This is a genomic window from Saccharothrix sp. ST-888 (assembly GCF_000955975.1).
Classification (GTDB): Bacteria; Actinomycetota; Actinomycetes; order Streptomycetales; family Streptomycetaceae; genus Kitasatospora.
Genome location: NZ_JYJF01000457.1, coordinates 1 through 379, shown reverse-complemented (window position 1 = coordinate 379; position 379 = coordinate 1). Strand labels below are relative to the sequence as shown.

1 protein-coding gene is annotated in these 379 nt (G+C 71.2%); it reads right to left on the bottom strand.

Annotation, left to right across the window (positions count from 1 at the left end; genetic code table 11):
• Window positions 1-366 (bottom strand): molybdopterin-dependent oxidoreductase (locus tag UK12_RS45310; RefSeq protein ID WP_442973917.1); only part of this gene is annotated, 366 nt, incomplete at its 3' end.
• Window positions 367-379: the final 13 nt, after the last annotated feature.

Here is a 379-nt window from a genome sequence, read left to right as displayed (position 1 = left end):
CACCACTCGTGCACCGTCACCACCAGCCTGCGGCGGCCGACCAGTTCGGCGAGCGGCGGGAAGTACAGGCAGCCTGCGGTGGCCAGGCAGACCAGCATCCGCGCGGAGCTCGCCCAGTTCACCCACCGCTCGCCCCGGGTGAACCGCAGGAGCGGGCCGCGCTCCCGCGGTCGGGCCGTCGTCTCGCCCGTTGCAGCGTCCGACCCAGGCGTCGACGCCATACGCGAAGTGCTGCCAGTACCCTGGTTGCACGGTCGAGGTTAGGGTGATCGAGACTAGCCACTTCGCGCACTTGTAGAAGTTCATCCGCGCGACGTACAGCCGGACCGGCCCGCCGTGCTCCTGGGCGACCCGCCGCCCCTGCATCCGCCGCCCAACC